Raw genomic sequence first — 17,412 nt, 5'->3', positions numbered from 1 at the left:
GAACAACCCCTCACTGTCTGTATAATTTGGTGTGCTTGATTAACTGATCAATCTCCTGCATACAAGGCATCTGTTCAATATCTCCGGCATCAAAGCTGTCGAGGCGTGAAATCTCCAGTAACAACTGATCCAGCTTGAGCAAAATCTCCTCATTGGTGTGGAGTGCATTCCTCACATAAGACAGATAATCGTTGTATACCTTGGTTTTTTCTTGAAAAAGTTTCTGGGGAAGTGTGGAGGATTTGGATTTCATCATGTTGGCATAGTCGGCTTCATCGAATACATTCAACCGGTTCAGCACACTGCGGATGTTCAGGTACAACAGCTTCTCCACTTCCAATGTGACCGAAGCGAATTTCTTGTAGCTCAGTTCCCCTGGATCAAAGCGTTGATGAAGCACATTCAGGAGGGTTTCTTTTTTCTTTTTCATTCGACTAAGTTGGGACAGCCCCAGCGTAATATCTTCTTCGAGGACTTTGATGCGTCTATAAAAAGATAGTGCTTCCACATAATCTTCATGCGTTTCAATATGCTTCACGGGCAGCACTACCGGTTGTCTGAACAGCAGGGCATAACTCCCATATAGGAGTGCCATTGCACTACCGAACAGAAGGGTAACGGATAGCGCAGTTGTGAATGCACCCTCCTCGAAATTCAGCCCGATAAAGCCGGGTGAGAATGCGAGAACATTCACAGCCACAATACCGAGGATTAATCCCAACAATTTTATGTACTTGATCATGTTCAATCATCCGACCTCCTTTCATGTTATATATTGGTGCTTCATGTCGTAATTTTCCTGTTCAACTTATTCTTATTGTACATGATGTTAACGCTCTCAGGTGGATATGATTGGATATTTGAATACTCATAATATACGTGGTTTGGGCTTATCCCATTTCATATTTTCAGGGACAACGTGGAACTTGGCAGGAAATTTTGTGGTCAATCCATAAAAAGTGAGCTTTACGAGACAGCAGATTGTGGAGAAGAAATGTTATCAGGTAATACGTGGAAAATAGCTATGCGTGTCATTTTTTATATAAGACTTGTCTGAAAAAAAAGTAATACAAAAAGGACGAATCGGAGATCATCCGGTTTCGTCCCTTATGCGTTGGTTCATTATTTTTCGTGTTCTTATTAAAATTTTGATGCCTTATTCTACAGCTAACGAACTGAGGTGATGCTATTTGGTGTATTTCAACTCATTTGAAAATGTAACGAATCTGAGACACGTTATGTTCGTGTATTAGGTGTAAAGACGTTGTTTATCGCCTATTTCGAATGAAATAGCATCGCTGAGATTCGTTACATTTTCCACCACATCAATATTGCCCATATAAGACGTGTACGGTTCGTTAGAATAAAAAAATGGCCGCCTTATTGCTTCGTCTGCAGCGAACAGAATGACACTTCGCACTACCTGAACTTGAACAGCGAATCCATCGGGATTACCAGTTCAGGATATATAACCGATTGAATCGTTTCCTGCTCTGTATATAGATGACGGGTCTGGTAACTGCCATCCTCCAGCGTGTACACATGGACGGTTTGATTGCCGGGGTCAACAATCCAGTATTCGTTCACGCCATATTTCTGATACAAGTTAAATTTTTCGTTAAAATCCTTTAACGCAGTCGAAGGTGATAACACCTCGATAATTAAAGAAGGCGCACCGTGACAGCCACTTTTGGATATCTGGTCTTTGGAGCACACTACCGATAAATCAGGCTTGATCTGGTAGGTCATATTGTTCATTTTCGCTAAAATACACATCAAAAGGGGCAACAAACACGAAACATTTCCGATTCTGAAAAAAAGTCCGTAAAGAGAAGTGCAGCTCACCCACAATAAACTGGTGCAATGAAGTGGGTGCTGGGGACATATTAAAAGCTTTGCCGTTAATTAATTCCCATGCCCCCTCCCAAGTTAACCAATCCTGAAAGTTATAAGTACCTTTATTATCGGGTTTTGCCACACTTCCAACCTCCTCTTTCACTAACCGTAATTTATTTTCATTATAACATTGTGTTTGCGCCTTTTCACACCATGCCTCTTATTATGAAAAGATGGATTCCCGTTTACTTCGCGTGGTGCGCACCTCTACAACTTTCCCGGCACAACCATTGTCTCCCTTCGCCTGGAACATTACTGTAACGCTGTTTTTGCCTGATGTTACGGCCTCAGGAATATCGTAGGTCACATAGAACACGTCGCCAATTTTATTCATGTGAATTCTCTGCTCGCCAATGAGTGTTCCATCCACGGTAATAGCGAATTGTCTGTCATATAACTTACCTTCCCGTTTAAACGCGGAATGATCTCCGCCCCAATAGGCCACACATAGATAATTGGTTGCTTTACGATCCACCGCCAGTTGGTAACTGAAGTAAGCTCCACTGACGCCAAAAGCCTCTCGCCACATATGCAACTTCTTACGGCCATCCGTGGTAGAACCATTATGATGCTCCCCACGGCAATTACTATCCAGTTGATGTCCGATCTCATCCTGCTGACCGTCAGCCTGAACCCTGTCGATCGTGATATCGTTCAACTCTTTCTCCAGCGCATCCCCTTCATCGTTAAACGGCCAGTACACGGTATAAAATTCGTGATGCACATCATAGAACGGAATGAGCTTCACGGCTTCGCCTATGGAAGTAACATCTTTGCTAAGTTCAAATGTTAACGTGTCTGCATCCACAACCTTGATCCACTCTCGTACATCATCCTGCTCCGTCCAGATCACAGGTACAGGTGCAGTCTTGGGATTCAGCGCTGTTTCGTCCACAATCGTATCCTCCGGAAGACCCTCGTTTCCTAGTGCACCAGCGAGTACTATCGGGCCGTACAGGAATGCCACTTTGTGGGAATCATCCCGGGCAGTGTACTGGCGGAGTGACATCGGCAGTGTGATTGTGATGACATCGCCCGTTGTCCATGTGCGCTCGATGGAAAGATAGCCGGGTTCCATCTGTGTATACGGATGTTCCGTATCCCCGTTAACTGTTGCCGTCATTGGCTGTTGCAGCCATGAGGGCACACGTAATCTTAGATGAGCCGAGGCGTTGCCTCCGGTGATCGTCAGGGTTACCTTTTCCGAATAAGGAAAGTCGGTTTCAAGCTTCAGGGATAATCCCTGTGACGCCCAATCCAGTTGGGAAGCGATATACAGGTTGACGTACAGGTCCTGTTCATCCTCAAAATAGATGGCCTCGGCATATTTGCCCGGATTCTCCATGCCTGATCCTGTGCAGCACCACCAAGCGGTATCGTGAGTACCATAGATTTTGTAGTGGCCTTGTAGCGTTGATGCAAAATACGTTTTGTTCCCCGTATCGGGGTCCTGCGTGCCGAGGATGTGATTATAGATGGCGTTTTCATAATAGTCCATGTAGGCGCTATCGTGATTCCAGGCAAAGAGTTGCTTCGTTAGATGTAACATGTTGTGAGTACAACAGCTCTCTCCTGTTTTGATGCCAAGACTCTCCATACCCTTTGCTTCGTAATGCTCCGAAATGCTCGTCGCACCAAATACATAAGAACGATGATGCACCGTGGTGTTCCAGAAAAACTCTGCCGCTGTCCGATAACTCTCATGAGTATGGTCCTGATTGTAGATTTCGGCTGCACCGATCACTTTGGGAATCTGCGTATTGGCGTGTTTGCCTTGAAGATCGTCCTGCTTGTGCTCCAAGGGTCTCAGGATCAATTGATGGGTGAACTTATTAGCGATCTCAAGATATAAGGCTTTACCGGTAATCCCATACAAGTGTGCAAATACTTCATTCATGCCCCCGTGTTCACTTTGAAGCATCGTCTGCATCTGTTCTTCTGTCATCGGGAGCAATCCTTCGACCGCCCAGTCTGCAAATCGAGTAACTACATCAAGTGCCTGTCCGTTGCCAGTGAGTTTATGGGCGTCAATCAGGCCGCGATAGATTTTGTGCACACTGTACCAGGGAACCCAGTATTCACCGATATTGAATCCACCGATATTCTCTGCTCGAAAAGCCATGTGGAAAGGTTCTTCGGACAAACCACCGATATACCCGCTCCCCGTGGTCTGCTGGATTCTCGCCAGTTCGGTGACCGCATAATCCAGTCTTTCTTTTAACGTGATATTCCCGGTTGCCTGATACGTCACAGCCAGGGCAGACAGATAATGTCCGAGAGAATGTCCGCTGATGGTACGTGCCTCCCAACCCGCGTAGCGCTCTTTTCGGGCAGGTAAACCATGCGCTTCGAAGCATGGAGCCAGGAATCGATCAATATCCAGCGATAACAGGTAACGCTCCCCCACCTCTTGTGATGTTTGGAACACACCATTTAACAGATCTACATGTTCCGGTCCCAGAAATCCTTTTTTCGTATCAATCATGACACTCACTCCTTCTCGGGATGTAATAGATATCCATTCATTCTTAAGGGGTAAAATCCGTGTTCTGTTCCATAAGACTAATACTCATCAATCTACTGTAGAGCTTGAATATCCCCATACTATCAAATAAAATACAATTACATCAGACTCATAATCCAAGAAAAGGTGGATAAATCCGTCCTATGCAAAAGCCACTGGAACATTACCTGTGCGGCAAGTTCATATCCGAAGGCAACTGGAGCCACATGAGACGAAGCATGCCTGTGCATGAGATCATTTTGATGCTGGAAGGTGAGATGTACATCGCCGAGGAAGAGGAACAATATGTAGTTCGTGCCAACGATCTGTTGTTTCTGCGCGCCGGTCGCACCCATTACGGCTACCAGATTAGCGACACACCCGTCAGCTTTTACTGGGTTCACTATGATGCCATTTCGGCAGAATTCAACCAGTTTAGGACACATGCCACCATTCAGGTGCCTTCCATGGCCAATCAGTTATTCAAGCAGTTGCTGCATGTGTCATCCTTCTCACCAGAAGAAGCCGACGCTGCTTTGTTACTGTTGTTCAAGGAGCTGGAGCGCAATATAGAGGCGGATTATCGCCCGCACAATGCAATTGTGGACCATATCTGCAAGTGGGTCGATATTCATCTGCATACAAACATCACGGTGAGTCAGATTGCAGAAAATTTTAATTTTAACAAAGACTATATCTCCAAAATGGTGAAACGCGAGAAAGGTACTGGTCTCAAAACCTATATCCTCACAGAACGTATTCGCCGGGCAAAACAATTGCTGCTGAACACCAATGCCAGTGTAAAAGAAATTGCCGGACAGTGCGGCTTTTCCGACTACAAGCTGTTCCTGCGCATGTTCAAACAATACGAAGGCAATACGCCAACCGAATATCGCAATCATCTGTATTCCACACAGCTCAATCGCTGATGCGCTTTGATCTATAGAAATGACTGAGTTAACTATAGAAAATTTGAATGAATCGGATTGAATCCGTTATGGTAAAATGCAAGAAAACTATATTCCATACTTAACCCATAAGAGAAGAGGAATTATAAGATGACAACGGCTGCCGTTACGATTCACCCTGCCACAGAAGCAGACCATCCAGAGATTGTAGATATCCTTATTGCAAGTTATGCCGAGTATCGGGAGACTTTTGAGCAAAATGAACGATGGGATGCCTACCTAAAAGATATTCGAGAGTCTGTGGTTAATCCGTACCTGACGCAATTATGGATCGCGAAGATTGATGATCAGATTGTCGGTACAGTCCAATTATTCGAAACAGCACGCAACGCTTATCCAACCTTTGAATTGCCAATCGATTATCCGTTTATTCGGCTGCTGGGTGTTGATCCAAAATGGAGAGGTCACGGGATTGCCAGAGTATTGCTCCAGCAATGCGTAGATTCTGCCAAAGAGATGGGCAAAAATACGGTGTACTTATATACGGGCGGTCAGATGGTTAATGCCATCCGTTTATATGAGCGTTTTGGATTTACAGAGGATAAGGAATTCAGCTCCGAGAGTGACGGAGGCAAGGCGATCTGTTACCGTTATGATTCCTAGTGGAGGGTAACAACAACACGGGATCTGCGAACAGAGAATGAAACGTAAAACAGACCGATCATCTTCATGACGGTCTGTTTTACGTTTATAAATGTCAACTATATAAGTTGCACTAATCATTTACACGATAACGGAGAGGACAGAAAAAACCTGAAAAAGCGAAGCGTTCGCCTTTATCCCCGGATTTCCCCTCGAGAAAAGGGAATGGAAAAAAATCTGGGGATAACAGCGATTGGAAGGTTATTCTGTCATCGTAGTGTCAGTGTAAATAAATTTTAGTTCAACTTATATAACATTTGAAATAATACATCGCTATTGATTTTTTAGCCGCCAATCTCTACCAAAATCTTCGCATGGCTCTTGTCGCTCATCAACAGCTCCAGTCCTTCCTGCACGATGTCGTCCAGTTTGATTTTCTTGGTGATGACCTGTTTCACATCGAGCGATCCTTCCGCAATCAATGAAATTACTTCAGGGAAAATGTGGCGATATGCCAGTGTTGCCGTTAGATTCGCTTCTTTGACCAGAAGATCGAAGAAGTTCACTTGAAGCGGATTTGGAATCGCTGCGATGACAACAACTTCTCCGCCTTTTTTGACAACCGCAATGGCGCTATCCATCGTTGGTTGTACACCTGCTGCTTCATAGGCCACATCGATGCCACCCGATTGTTGCAAGATCACCTCTGTTGCATTGACTTTGGCACTGTTCACCGGAATCGCACCCAGTTTGGCTGCCAGGTCCAGACGTTCCTCAAATACATCGACTGCATAGATCTCAGAGGCTCCTGCAGCTTTGGCAGACAGAATGGTCAGTAATCCAATTGGACCTGCTCCGTATACGGCTACCTTGTTCCCCACTTTCAGCTTGCTGTGACGAACCGCGTGAAAGGCTACGGCTGTAGGCTCTACAAGTGCACCTTCTTCGAAAGATACGTTATCCGGGATGGGATGAACCATGTATGCTTCAACAACAACATACTCCGCAAAACCACCATCACCATTCAGTCCAACGAATCCAAATTGAGTACACTGGTTGTAACGTCCCTGAATACAGTACTCACATTTTCCGCAATGGTACAACGGCTCTACCACAACTCGATCCCCTACACTGATACCGCTTACATTACTTCCCAATTCACTCACGGTTCCTGCAAATTCATGACCTAATGTCAACGGTGCTTTCTGTCCTGAGAGCGGATGATTCTCGCCTTCTTGAATTCCCACACCATGATGATAGGCATGCAAGTCACTGCCGCAGATCCCTGCATATTCCACTTTGATTTTGACTTGACCCGCTTGAGCGACCGGAACTTCTCGTTCTTCTACACGAACGTCTTTATGGCCGTACCATACTGCTGCTTTCATGAAGTTCATCCCCTTTGTATGATTGTCTATATATTATATCGCTGTTCATGTATTATTCATATTTATAGATACTAATGTTAACATTAGTTGTATTAATGCTAAACGGAGATGAAATCATGAATCTGGAACAGCTCGAATATGTCGTTGAAATTGCGAAAACGAAATCATTCTCAGCCGCCTCGGAGCATCTACATGTCACACAATCGGCGATCAGCCAATCGGTTCATCGTCTGGAGAAAGAATTGGGTATCATCCTGTTCGAACGCTCGCGGCAGGGAACTCATCCCACTCCCGAAGGCAAACAATTCATTGCCAAGGCACTGGATATTTTACAGCGGATTGATGAATTGAAATCCCTGAACGCAGAAGCCTCCTCTCTTAGCGGAGAGCTTCATGTGGCTACTTTTCCAAGTGTTATGCCCTATCTTGTCCAGTCTGCTGCGGATATGAAGCGTGAGCACCCGCAACTTAATATCTCCATTGAAGAGAAAGGGTCCATGGAAATTATTGAAGATATTCGCAACAACAAAACCCATCTGGGCTTTATCGCGATCTATGCCAAACAATTGCGGGAATTCGATGGACTTCACTTCAGTCCCATGTATTCGGGCAAGCTGGTAGTTGGTACTCATCACCTGTCTGAACTTGCCAAGCACAGCCGTGTTACACCGGATCAATTAAAAGAACACAAGCTGGCACTCTATCGAGATGGTTTCATCGAAGACTTCATCAAGGAATTCACTTATGATCATGGACCTCTGTCCATTCTGTTCAAAACAAATAATTCAGAAGCGATCAACATGGTGTTAAGAAACGATATTGCCGCCACGATTGGTCACGACTTTTCCTTTCACCAAAATCCCTTATGGAAAGAAGGTCTGGTGAAGATGGTAGAGATCGCTGGAATCGATCAACCGAAAATGCAGATTGGCTTCGTGCAGACGGAGTCCAAGGAGTCCGCCGTAGCTGTAGAACGATTCGCCCAACGCTTCAGACAGGCGATAGAGCTGGATCATTTAAAAGTTTAAATCTAAAAAAGTGCTCCACCCTTTGAAGGAAGTTTGGGATGAACACCAACTTCTCCAAAAGCGGAACACTTTTCTGACTATCTCTTGCGTTACTATTACTACACCTTACTCAAACTATACTTTAACTTTTCGTACGGCTTCACTCATCTCGTTCGTCTGCTGCTCCAACATTGTGGAGGTCTGCGCCACCCTGTTGAACATGGCCGACTGTTCACGCATTAAGCGATAGATTTCATCCGAATGATCCGACACCCCGGCTGAGATCTGCGAGATCGTATTGACGGAGGCTGCGGCCTCTTCCGAACCTGCCGAGATTTCCTCTGCCGCAGCGGAGACTTCCTGAATGCGACTGGTTACCAGTTGGAACGCGTCAACGACATGAGCGAAAGCTTGCTCCGCTTCTGCAGTAATTGTAACCCCTTGTCCAATCTCGGTTGCAGTAACCCCCATCTGTGAGCCAATCTGCTGTGATTCTTGTTGAATACGAAGCAGCAAGTCGGAGATCCGTTCCATGGATGTGCTTGAGGCCTCAGCAAGCTTCCGAACTTCATCCGCCACAACCGCAAAACCTTTGCCGTGTTCTCCTGCATGTGCTGCCTCTATGGATGCATTAAGCGCAAGTAGCTTCGTCTGACTCGCAAAGTCACGAACCGTGTGCAGGGCACCACCAATTTCCTGGGAGTAGTTGTTCAGCACCTGAACCATCGCTACAACTTCACTTGAGACATTTGAGATGCTCTCCATCTGTGTTTTCATCAGTGTCATGCTCTGTTTACCGGACTCCGCCGTAGAAAGCGCACTTGATGCCGCATCCGATACAACCATCGAGGATTCGGATATATCCGTTATGCCTTTTGCGATCTCTTCCATCGCATGCGCGCTATCGCTTGCACCCTGCTTCTGCGTATGTGCACCCTGCCTAATCTGTTCGACAGATTGATCAACCGTCTTGCCCATCTCAAGCATCTCTTCGGTACTGCGATTAAATTCCTTCGTTGATTCCGATAAAATATCTGTGGTTACTGCTACGCCTTCAACCATGTTACTCACAATCTTATTCAAGTTCCCGGACATATGTATCATCGCTTGATATGTTGTTCCAATCTCATCTTGGCTGCGCAAACGATACGACGTCAAAATTTGATTCGCTTCTGCAAGCTCACCCTGTGCCATTTTTTCCACACTCGCCTTCAGCGGTTGAAGTGGTCGCAGTCCTCTTACGATAAACCACGTGACAACAGCAATGCCTATAAGTGTAATCAGTAGCAATAAGGCATAGAAGGGAATACTCGATTTCATTATATCTGACTCAATGCTTCCGATCACCGATACCGCCGTATCGATACCAATTACACCTGTTACAGCGCCATTACTATCCAGCATGGGAGCGTAAGAGGAAATATAGTCGCCGTACTCCTCATTGTTAATGATCGAAGAACTGGCTGTTTGCCCCTGCAACAGCTTCTGCACAGCCTCCTGAGGGACATCCGTAACTTCATTAATCGGTGAGGCTTTATCTGCATCCTTCATACCGTCCACCATAATAAGTGGCGTACCTTTGTCATCTATTTTGACGAAATACACATACATTGCACCAATGCTTACGCGAAAGTCATCCAGTTCATCACGAATCTTCAAGAATTCGTCATTCTCCTTGGGGTCCTTGGCAAACTCGGCATAAGATGCTGTATCCAGCTGATTCACATAACTCTGAGCAATCTGGATGTTGTAACTCGAAATGGCCTCCTGCGCAGCTAGTTTCATATTGGCCACCTGTAACAGCATGCTTCCAACGGCTATAATCGTAATGACCAGTGTGACTACTGCAACAATGCGCACAACCAAACGTTTTCTAAAAAAACCAATCATCCGCTCCTCTTCCTCTCCCGTGAACCCAAGCCTTTTTGACTAGGCGCTACCCAAAAAACACATGCTTGAAGCACTATGTATGGGAAAATAGTAAACGAATATGTCGAATTAGGCAAGAAAATATTGGGTTTACATAAAAACGCTATCATGGCCGTGGTACCTTTGTTCATTAGAGCTGCATCTAGGCATAATTTTGGAGGATTTGTTTAGGTTCTTTGCAGTGAAAAATGATAGAAAAAAACATCCCGGCTCAAGCGCCGAGATGTTGATGTGTTCTACATTTGAATGTAAAAAATACTAAACTGTTTGTTTATTCGTCTTCCTAAATCGAATCAGGGACCAGATAATCAGCAACGCAAGCACGGCAAGACAGATGCTAATGCTGAACCGATTACCCTCATCAAACACAAACATCACCGCAATCACACTGAGACATAGTACCACGACTCCAGTTATATAAGGGAATCCCCAAACTTTGAAGGTCGGTTGAACCGGATATCTCTTCCGCAGTTTCAACTGTGATGAGGCAATACAGATCCACACAAGGATTACGACAAACCCTGGAACTGCGAGCAATACGCGGAACAGTTGATCCTGCGCGAACAGGCCAAGCAAGGAACCTCCGAGCAAAACTACTGAGCACACCAGAAGTGTGTTAACAGGGCTACCGTTGCGATTCGTCTTTGACAATGCCTTCGGAGCTTCCCCGCCCACTGCCATGGAGTGCATCATCCGGGATGCACCATAGATCCCTGAATTCGCAGCAGAAAGAACTGCCGTCACCAAAATAAAGTTCATTATGTGTGCTGCTCCCGGCAGTCCTGTGGAGGCAAGCACCTGTACAAACGGACTGCTCTCCGGCCCAATCTCATTCCATGGGATGAGACCACAGATGATGAGAATCGGCAAGGTGAAGAACAGAATAATTCTGAGCATGAAATTGCCCACGATTTTTGGCATCACTTTTTCTGCATTTTCCGTCTCGGTCAGCGTCAGACCAATCAGCTCCGATCCCCCATAAGAGAACATAACCACAAGCAGTGCCGAGAAGATCGATGACCATCCGTTCGGGAAGAACCCGCCTGCTTGCGTATAATTTTGCAGATAAGGGGTGTTATCACTTGGGATAATGCCAAAGATCAATCCTGCACCCAGGAAGATAAAAATAATGATCATGGCAATTTTGATCCCGGCCAGCCAAAACTCAAATTCCCCGAACACACCTACACTTAACAGATTAACCAGTATAATGAACGCCGCACATGCCAGACTCAGCATCCACAGCGGTACTTCACTGAACCAATACTGCAAAAAGCTCCCGGCGGCAATCACCTCAATGACACACACCGATAACCATAGAAAGCAGTACATCCATCCCATAACAAAGGATACTCTGCTACCAAATGCCTCCTGCACGAAGTCTTTCATATTTTTGTTCTTGTACACCGTAGCCATCTCCGCCATCGCGGCCATAACAACCAGCAGCAATAATCCGGCAAAAATGTACGTGACAATAACGCCCGGACCCGCGAGTCCAATCGTCTCTGCACTGCCTTTGAAAATTCCCGTTCCAATGACACCACCCATAGCCATAAAACTGATGTGTCTTGGTTTAAGCTTCTTTTGTAGTGTTCCTTCTGTCTGAGCCAATTCAAGTCCTCCTGATGTAAAAAACGTCTGTAATGCTGTCTTGTTTCATAGACATAATGTCCAGTATACCCTATTGTCCATCAATCAGCCCAGAAGTTCCTCATGGCCAATTCATCCCAAACATATATGGACATAACCTATGTTTTATACCCCACAATGGCACGAAGCAATCTGTGTACAATCCAGGTTAGCAAAATGTACCCTGCCCCATAGATGAACCAAGCGCCTATGTTACTACCCCATGTTGAAAGATCACTCGCGATATACAACAAAGGCAGCATAAAAGATATAACCAGCGCTACCCAGAGTCTAAACCAATTGGCAAAATAACTGCATACTCCAAGCATCACAGCAATGATGGGACATAACACCAAGACAGCAAACAGCGGATTCATATGATCGAACCACCAGTAAATCATGTACGACTCCCTCCACATTCTTCGTCACAAGGCCACGTTGTTTTAATGCGTATTATTGAGTTTATTCTACTCTTTTTCCATCTCTTAAAATGTACGATATGTTGCAAAATTAAAAAACCAGCGTCCTGTAAAAAAACAGAATACTGGTTTGTCATGTGAATTCATTTAGATTTTTTTCGTCATAAACGTGCTGTTCGGGTCCAATACATAATCTGCGAATGGTTCGCAATATTCAAATCCGAAATCTTCGTACATCTTCCTTGCCGGGATAAATGAATCCATTGAACCCGTCTCCAGACTGATTCGCTTATAACCACGGTCTGTGGCAACCTCCATAATATGTGCCAAAATTTTTCTCGCTACGCCTTTTCTCAGATGAGCCGAAGCGGTACGCATCGACTTCAACTCTGCATGCTCTGGATCAAGTTCTTTGATAGCCCCGCAACCGAGCAAGTCGTCCCCTTCCCAAGCACACCAGAAAGTAATTTCGGGCTCCTTGAGTCCGTCCAGATTCAACGCATGAATACTTTCTGGAGGCGAATCTGCCGCCATCCCTTGCAAGTGCTCCGCAATTAAAGCCTTAACTTGGACTCCACTCAAATCATCCACTTTGATCTCCATAACCTACCACTCCCGCCGACATTTTTATTGGTTTTATCACTGAATGTATATCAATCATTTCATCTTACTACCGTGTTAGGTTTTATGACAAGAGGTTACTTATATCCACTGAAATACGCTATTGTGATTCACCTATAATTTCCAGTATGATGAGGCTATCAGATGCCAAAGGGGCGAGGTCTATTGCGAAATATACATAGAGTTAAACGTGGAACTAAGGTGAATCAAGCTTAACTTAATTTAAAGGAGAACCCTATGACACTCACTACGGATAACCTGTTTTATAGCAAACGATTAAAGATGACGCCACCACGCTCTGAAGACGTGCAGACCATGCTGCAATGGAACGAAGACCCGGAGTACCTTCGGAATGTGGATACTGACCTGGCCATTCCCTATTCGGAGAAACAGTTGGAGGATGAGGGCGAAACGAAGAACAAGGAAGTTTACTTCAGACTTCGCACGCATGAAGAGGATACGCTGATTGGTTTTGTCGTCATTCATGGCATTGAATGGAACAACCGCTGCGGACAGCTTGCCATTGGCATCGGACTTGCCAAACATCGCAACAAGGGATATGGCACGGAAGCGTTGAATCTTATTTTACGATATGCGTTCCATGAGATGAATCTGGACAGGGTTGGTCTCGATGTCATCGCCTACAATGCCAAAGCAATCCGTTCCTATGAGAAGGTTGGTTTTCAGTTGGAAGGTCGGGCACGCTCCGCTGTATATCGTGATGGTAAGCGTTATGACCGCTTGATGATGGGAATCCTAAGACCAGAATGGGAAATACACAATCATATCCATACGGAGGGTGAACAAGCATGACCAAGAATGCAGAAGTCACCGAGTTTATTGAACAGATTCAGATCCCCTGGCAAGTACAAGTCGCTGAACAATTGCGCCAGTTGGTGCATGATACCATCCCTGACGTACAAGAACGCGTACAATACAAGAAACCTCATTTTTTGAAAAACGGAAAGTATGCTGCGGTCATTTCACCTTCCAAACAAGCCATGTCTTTCACCATCTTCAATGCAACTGGACTCGATCTACCCGATGGGATATTTGAAGGCCCAGAAGAGCGAAAAACGATCAAACTCAAGGAAAAAGATACGCCGGACTATGAATGGTTGGCTGGTTTGTTAAAGCAGGCATCTGCGGAATTGTAGACGGGTGTAGTGAAGAGGCACATACGCCGAAGTAGTAACTTAGGTAGTAATGTGCGGTTGGAGTATATGGGGTGAGTTTGGGTTTGGGCCAAGCGCTAACGAATCGGACACACCTTATATCGCAGTTTTAAAAACATATGAAATTCTAACGAATCTCAGCAGTCTTATTACAGAAACCCCCTTCGATTTTCTTCGAAAAACCATGACAATTGGAGAAATAGAGTGGCTATGATTCGTTAGAATTCTATACTGCTGCAAATTCACCCAATAAGACGTGCTAGGTTCTTTAGACTGTGTGAGTACGACAAGCGGCCTCTGCACGTAGAAAAAACAACCCATTCTCACTCTGGCGGCTAAATAAATAGCATAAACGACTGGCTGTAGCAAAGATATCTCACATCCATCCTGCGCAGGGCAAAGGGGCATCCCATGAAGTTCCAAGAACTTCGGGATGCCCCTTGGTTATAGTCTGTCTACTACTGTCATTCCAACCTTAACAGCGGTGTAATATTATTAATAAGATGACTGCTTATAATTGCTTATAATGTTTTATACTAGCTTCCACCATCAAGATTGCTGATACGATACGGCGGTCATCTGGCACGGCTCACATATGAACATGTAATACATACCCTCACCATATTCCTCAACCTCGCCCCAATCCAGTTGTGCGACAGCCTTCATTTTCGCGGAACAGCGTGGACATGGTGGATAATCCGCATCCTGAACCCAACCCGGATGGCCTCCAATCTGAGATAGCGATGGCTCCATCGCCCACTCACTGGCATGGAATGCATGACGCGAGGCATTCGCAATCCGAAACTGCCGGCCAACATCCGGTGCAAATTTACCATAGTCGTCTAGGTCAATCTCGTCCATTCCCGTAGGCATGACATTATGTGAACTCCATAACGGTTCCCCTGCTGCGTCCAGCTCCATGTAAACCACACCGTAACTGCTGCATATCACGCAAGTCTGTATCTGAAGTCTCTGGGCATGCCAAGACACGTCCTTCAGAGCGGGATGTTTAACATTCAGACTAATTAAGGTGGTTAACGCATTGCCACACCATGGACAGCCATTCTTGCTAGGGTTCAGCATCGAGAGTGAATTTCCGGTTGACTCCACGTTAGGCCCTTCATTCTCTTTTACTTTATAGAGTGAATAACTTGGGGTGGTGAATAATTCTCTGCGCTGCCCGTCTTTTGTAAGCTCCCAACCAGCTTCAGTGGTGTAATGCTCAGGTGCCACGTACAATTCACTCGCCCAAGATGGCGGAGACTGTCTCCATTGTCGGAACTGCTGCACGACAACATCATCCCCGATATGGGCCAGCATGAGCAATATGTGATTCCGATTTTCATCATCGGTGTTCACCTGCTGCAAGAGACGATCACGAACCTCCCCCGAGGCACTTTTATACAAAATGGCAGGATAATAGATCTCCTGTTCCAGCAGCTCAGGAATTTCCTCACTCAACGATATATCATGGTAGCAGACCAGATATACCAGAATGTCTTTGCCCGTATCTTCATCACCTGTACGAATCCGTTGCATCGCGTAATCCTTCATCTGATCTTGTTGCTCTACAGACAAGGATAGATATACTTGTTCCTCGGATTGTTCATAGGGCGTATAACGAATTAGTGGATCGCGAACCTGGGGTTTGTGCATGATTTTCAAAATTTCGACCGGGTCTGTGATACCTGCATACAAGTTCACGTCACGTCGATTCGCTTCAATGTATCTCTGGCGCTCCTCGCGTTCCATCTCTTGCTTGCAAGGCATGCAATAACCACCCGTTTTCAACGCTGTTGCTGGTAAAATGGTATTTGCACACCCTTCCCGTATACACGGAATTCGTTCTGTCATATTCCAACCTCCTTCAACTATTGGCAATGGAAAACACGCCACAATGTGACGTGCTTGTCCCTTACTCCATATTTAAATGCCTGCGTGTCTCTAAAGGAAAATGCGAATCAGTGATGTCCCAATTGGTCCTTGGTGAATTCATAAAAGGCGAGCGCATCTTCACTGCTGGCAAAGCCTGCTTGAGCCATCTTTTCACTGCCTCCACCTTTGCCTTGGTATGCTCCAAGATTACCTTTAAAGAAAGGTCCACAAGCCCATTCAGGCGGTTGGCCGTTCTGTGCCAGAACTACTTTGGCCTCCGAGATGCTCACAAAGAGTACAAGCCCCTCATGGTCTGCCGTCAGCTTGGTAGCCAGGCTCTGCATATCCTTGAGCGATTTGTCTTCAAAGACCTGAGCAATCACTAGCCCTTGCCGAGCGGCCAGAAGTTCATCCGCATAGTAAGCATCATTCGTTGTTTTCACTGCATTCAGCTCGGTTTGCAGCTGCTTTTGCTCCAGCTCCATTTTCTCAATGCGCTCCAATAATTCGTCCTTGCTGGTCTTTAATTTAACCATGATGCTATTGAGCACGTTTTGTGTAGCTGTGAATTCATTCAGGGCTCTTGTTCCACATTTGAAATAAATGCGGGTGCCGCCCTTCACTTTTTCAGTTTTCAACAGTTTGATGATCCCAATCTCACCAGTCGCCGACACATGAGTTCCACCGCAGGCGTTATACTCCACACCCTCGATCTCAACGATGCGAATGTCCTCTGTTACCGTAGGCTGCTTCACCAGTGGCAATTGTGCCGCCTCTTCTGTTGTTACCCAGGACGTGTTGATGCGAGCGTTACGATAGATCTGACGATTCACTTCTTGTTCAATGGCAGTCAATTGATTCGCTCCCAGTTCGGCCGCAGCCACATCAATCGTGTCATACTCCGTACCAAGATGGAAACTGAGGGTCATCGCTTCAGTAAGCTTTAGCGTGATTGCCGATAACAAATGCTGACCCGTATGCTGCTGCATATGATCGAATCTGCGTTCCCAGTCAATCTCACAATGTACCTCAGTCTGTTCAGGGAAGCGTTCCAGCTTATGCCATACTTCACCATCTTCGATGTTCACATCCAGAACAGCGATTCCGCCAATTTGCCCCAGATCACAAGGTTGTCCGCCTCCATGCGGGTAAAAAGCAGTCTCCGCCAGCGTGACATATACGCCGTCTTCCTTGTCCACTCTGCCTGTAATCGTTGTATGCCACTCTCTTGTATAAGCAGAGTCATAATAGATTTTTTGCGTCATTGAATCATCCCGATCCCTTCTCGTTCAAATGGGTTTTCATAATCTCCAGATTACACTATCTGGAACCCTCAAGCCAATTTATGGCATAGAGTATCCCCTTTTTCTATCCAAAAGATTACTCTGTGAGCGAAAATAGCTATTAATCGAAAAAGGAA

16 protein-coding genes are annotated in these 17,412 nt (G+C 45.5%); 5 read left to right on the top strand and 11 right to left on the bottom strand.

Annotated elements, in window-relative coordinates; genetic code table 11:
- Positions 1-10 precede the first annotated feature (10 nt).
- From MHI55_RS05275 to MHI55_RS05260, 4 genes are all read right to left on the bottom strand, one after another.
- Complete coding sequence (locus MHI55_RS05275; protein WP_340390574.1) at positions 11-742, bottom strand: hypothetical protein; 732 nt, start codon at positions 740-742, stop codon at positions 11-13.
- 677 nt (positions 743-1,419) lie between these two features.
- Positions 1,420-1,758, bottom strand: coding sequence for a Uma2 family endonuclease (locus MHI55_RS05270; protein ID WP_340389187.1), 339 nt, complete (start codon positions 1,756-1,758; stop codon positions 1,420-1,422).
- Positions 1,727-1,978, bottom strand: a complete 252-nt coding sequence (locus MHI55_RS05265; RefSeq protein WP_338707844.1) for a Uma2 family endonuclease — start codon at positions 1,976-1,978, stop codon at positions 1,727-1,729. Before MHI55_RS05265 ends, MHI55_RS05270 begins: the two co-directional genes overlap by 32 nt.
- 81 nt (positions 1,979-2,059) lie before the next feature.
- Positions 2,060-4,381 (bottom strand): beta-L-arabinofuranosidase domain-containing protein, encoded by a 2,322-nt coding sequence (locus MHI55_RS05260; RefSeq protein ID WP_340389185.1) that lies wholly within the window; start codon positions 4,379-4,381, stop codon positions 2,060-2,062.
- A gap of 182 nt (positions 4,382-4,563) precedes the next feature.
- Between MHI55_RS05260 and MHI55_RS05255 the strand changes: the two genes are divergently transcribed.
- Positions 4,564-5,328: an AraC family transcriptional regulator gene (locus MHI55_RS05255; protein WP_156946146.1), complete on the top strand. Its 765-nt coding sequence runs from the start codon at positions 4,564-4,566 to the stop codon at positions 5,326-5,328.
- 129 nt (positions 5,329-5,457) lie between these two features.
- A complete protein-coding gene (locus MHI55_RS05250; protein ID WP_340389183.1) occupies positions 5,458-5,970 on the top strand; it encodes a GNAT family N-acetyltransferase in 513 nt (170 codons plus the stop codon).
- A 323-nt stretch (positions 5,971-6,293) separates the two neighbouring features.
- On the opposite strand, the gene MHI55_RS05245 is transcribed toward MHI55_RS05250, so the two are convergent.
- The gene (locus MHI55_RS05245) at positions 6,294-7,337 is read right to left on the bottom strand and encodes a 2,3-butanediol dehydrogenase (protein ID WP_076253459.1); all 1,044 of its coding nucleotides are present in this window, start codon (positions 7,335-7,337) and stop codon (positions 6,294-6,296) included.
- A gap of 116 nt (positions 7,338-7,453) precedes the next feature.
- On the opposite strand from MHI55_RS05245, the gene MHI55_RS05240 reads away from it, so the two are divergent.
- Entirely contained in the window at positions 7,454-8,365 is a 912-nt protein-coding gene (locus tag MHI55_RS05240) for a LysR family transcriptional regulator (protein ID WP_340389181.1), read from the top strand.
- A 114-nt stretch (positions 8,366-8,479) separates the two neighbouring features.
- Here the strand turns inward: MHI55_RS05240 and MHI55_RS05235 are convergent, their stop codons facing one another.
- From MHI55_RS05235 to MHI55_RS05220, 4 genes are all read right to left on the bottom strand, one after another.
- A complete protein-coding gene (locus MHI55_RS05235; protein ID WP_340389179.1) occupies positions 8,480-10,234 on the bottom strand; it encodes a HAMP domain-containing methyl-accepting chemotaxis protein in 1,755 nt (584 codons plus the stop codon).
- 297 nt (positions 10,235-10,531) lie between these two features.
- Positions 10,532-11,884, bottom strand: coding sequence for an amino acid permease (locus MHI55_RS05230; RefSeq protein WP_340389177.1), 1,353 nt, complete (start codon positions 11,882-11,884; stop codon positions 10,532-10,534).
- Between the two features lie 137 nt (positions 11,885-12,021).
- Positions 12,022-12,303, bottom strand: a complete 282-nt coding sequence (locus MHI55_RS05225; RefSeq protein ID WP_036606188.1) for a hypothetical protein — start codon at positions 12,301-12,303, stop codon at positions 12,022-12,024.
- 165 nt (positions 12,304-12,468) lie between these two features.
- Positions 12,469-12,924, bottom strand: a complete 456-nt coding sequence (locus MHI55_RS05220) for a GNAT family N-acetyltransferase (RefSeq protein ID WP_036606187.1) — start codon at positions 12,922-12,924, stop codon at positions 12,469-12,471.
- 255 nt (positions 12,925-13,179) lie between these two features.
- On the opposite strand from MHI55_RS05220, the gene MHI55_RS05215 reads away from it, so the two are divergent.
- Complete coding sequence (locus MHI55_RS05215) at positions 13,180-13,755, top strand: GNAT family protein (protein WP_340389175.1); 576 nt, start codon at positions 13,180-13,182, stop codon at positions 13,753-13,755.
- A complete protein-coding gene (locus MHI55_RS05210) occupies positions 13,752-14,099 on the top strand; it encodes a DUF1801 domain-containing protein (RefSeq protein WP_340389173.1) in 348 nt (115 codons plus the stop codon). The genes MHI55_RS05215 and MHI55_RS05210 overlap by 4 nt, the downstream gene beginning before the upstream one ends.
- 567 nt (positions 14,100-14,666) lie before the next feature.
- Here MHI55_RS05210 and MHI55_RS05205 read toward each other — a convergent pair.
- Together MHI55_RS05205 and MHI55_RS05200 are read right to left on the bottom strand one after the other, a co-directional pair.
- The gene (locus MHI55_RS05205) at positions 14,667-15,971 is read right to left on the bottom strand and encodes a DUF1963 domain-containing protein (protein ID WP_340389171.1); all 1,305 of its coding nucleotides are present in this window, start codon (positions 15,969-15,971) and stop codon (positions 14,667-14,669) included.
- A gap of 107 nt (positions 15,972-16,078) precedes the next feature.
- Complete coding sequence (locus MHI55_RS05200) at positions 16,079-17,257, bottom strand: alanyl-tRNA editing protein (RefSeq protein WP_340389169.1); 1,179 nt, start codon at positions 17,255-17,257, stop codon at positions 16,079-16,081.
- Positions 17,258-17,412: the final 155 nt, after the last annotated feature.

The organism is Paenibacillus sp. FSL E2-0151 (genome assembly GCF_037993015.1).
Classification (GTDB): Bacteria; Bacillota; Bacilli; order Paenibacillales; family Paenibacillaceae; genus Paenibacillus; species Paenibacillus amylolyticus.
The sequence above is the reverse complement of the archived record's forward strand: the minus strand, read 5'-3'. Positions and strand labels throughout refer to the sequence as shown.